Source organism: Promicromonospora kroppenstedtii DSM 19349 (assembly GCF_000515355.1).
Taxonomy (GTDB): domain Bacteria; phylum Actinomycetota; class Actinomycetes; order Actinomycetales; family Cellulomonadaceae; genus Promicromonospora; species Promicromonospora kroppenstedtii.
Window position 1 is genome coordinate 235,857 of the sequence record NZ_KI911760.1, and the last position, 1,683, is coordinate 237,539.

The window sequence follows — 1,683 nt, forward strand, 5'->3', positions numbered from 1 at the left end:
GTGGCCGCCGCGTTCGCCGCACACGGCGCGGGGGCCCCGGTCGACGTCGAGGCCGGCGCCTGGGTCGACGACGGCCCGCACGGTCCGGTCCGGCTGACCGGCGTGGTGGAGCACGTGTGCGAGGGCGACCCCGACGCCGGGATCGTCGCCGTCGTCCGGGTCGGCGGGCTGCGCGTGATCCTCACGGAGCGGCGCAAGCCGTACCACCTGGAACGTGACTTCACGGTGCTGGGCCTGGACCCGCGCGGCACCGACGTCGTCGTGGTGAAGATCGGCTACCTGGAGCCCGAGCTGTACGACATGGCGGCCGACTGGATGCTCATGCTCACCCCGGGCGGCGTGGACCAGGACCTGCTGCGCCTGGGCCACCACCGCCTGACGGCGCCGACCCACCCGTTCCACACGTTCGCCGCCGAACCGGAGCTCCGCGCCGAGCTGCTCTGACGCTCGGGGTGTCGCACGGCGTGTCGCCGCGGGGCGAACCTACGTCCGCGGGGTGTGTTGCTCTGCGTAGACATTGTCTACGCAGAGCAACACACCCCGCGGACCTACATTCTTCCCGGAGCGACACACCGTGCGACACGCCGACCCCTGCTGGTCGAGCGGCAACCCCGCTGGTCGTTCGACCAGCGGTTTCTCAGGCCTCCGCGACCAGCGAGAACAGGTCCTTCGGGTTGGTCGGCTCGGCGATGAGGTCCAGGTGCTGCAGCAGCTCCGGGGCGTTGGCCGTGACGTCCTCCAGCACGAACTTCAGCGCGGTCCAGTCCTCCACGGCGAAGCCGACGGAGTCCCACACGATGAGCTCGTCCTGGCTCCGTCGGCCCTGCGCCGCGCCCGTGACGACCTGCCACAGCTCGGTCACCGGGAAGTCGGCGGCCTGGCGCTGGATCTCGCCCTCGATGCGCGTCTGCTCCGGCAGCTCGACGAACACGCTCGCGCGCGCCACGATCGCCGGGTCCAGCTCCGTCTTGCCCGGGCAGTCGCCGCCGATCGCATTGATGAAGACGCCGCCGGTCACGTCGACGTCGTGCAGCACGGTCGCGTTCTGCTTGTCGGCGGTGCAGGTGGTGATGACGTCGGCGCCGCGCACCGCGTCAGCGGCGTCGTCGGCCAGCACGACGTCGAAGCCCAGCGCCTTGGCGTGCTTCGCCAGCTTCTCCATCGCGTCACGGTCGACGTCGAAGACGCGCAGCGTCTCGATGCCCAGCTCGGCGCGCATGCCGAGGGCCTGGAACTCGGCCTGCGAGCCGCAGCCGATCAGGGCGAGCGTGCGCGAGTTCGCCGGGGCCAGGTAGCGAGCGGCCAGGGCCGACGTCGCCGCCGTGCGCAGGGCGGTGAGCAGCGTCATCTCGGCGAGGAACGTCGGGTAGCCGTTGCCGACGTCGGCGAGCATGCCGATCGCCGTGACCGTCTGGAAGCCGTTGGCCGGGTTGAGCGGGTGCCCGTTGACCAGCTTGAAGCCGTAGGTCTGCGCGTCCGAGGTGGGCATGAGCTCGATGACGCCCTCCGGGGAGTGCGACGCGATGCGGGGGCGCTTGTCGAGCTCGGGCCAGCGCGCGAAGTCGCGGTCCAGGGCGTCGGTCAGCGCGGCGATCGCGGCCTCCGGGCCGCGGCGTGCCACCCAGCGGGCGGTGGCGGCGACGTCGAGGTACGGGACGGTGGTCATCGGGTCTCCTCGGTGGT

At 71.8% G+C, this 1,683-nt stretch carries 2 protein-coding genes; one reads left to right on the top strand and one right to left on the bottom strand.

From position 1 onward, the window contains the following. Positions 1-444 (top strand): MlrC C-terminal domain-containing protein (locus tag PROKR_RS28375; RefSeq protein WP_036970564.1); only part of this gene is annotated, 444 nt, incomplete at its 5' end. Between the two features lie 193 nt (positions 445-637). On the opposite strand, the gene PROKR_RS28380 is transcribed toward PROKR_RS28375, so the two are convergent. Continuing rightward, positions 638-1,666 carry an ornithine cyclodeaminase gene (locus tag PROKR_RS28380; RefSeq protein WP_036970566.1) on the bottom strand — a complete coding sequence of 343 codons (1,029 nt, stop codon included), beginning with the start codon at positions 1,664-1,666 and terminating at the stop codon, positions 638-640. Positions 1,667-1,683 lie beyond the last annotated feature (17 nt).

Coding starts and splice junctions, on each gene's coding strand:
- PROKR_RS28380 (WP_036970566.1), bottom strand. CDS start 1,666: ATGACCACCGTCCCGTACCTCGACGTCGCCGCCACCGCCCGCTGGGTG.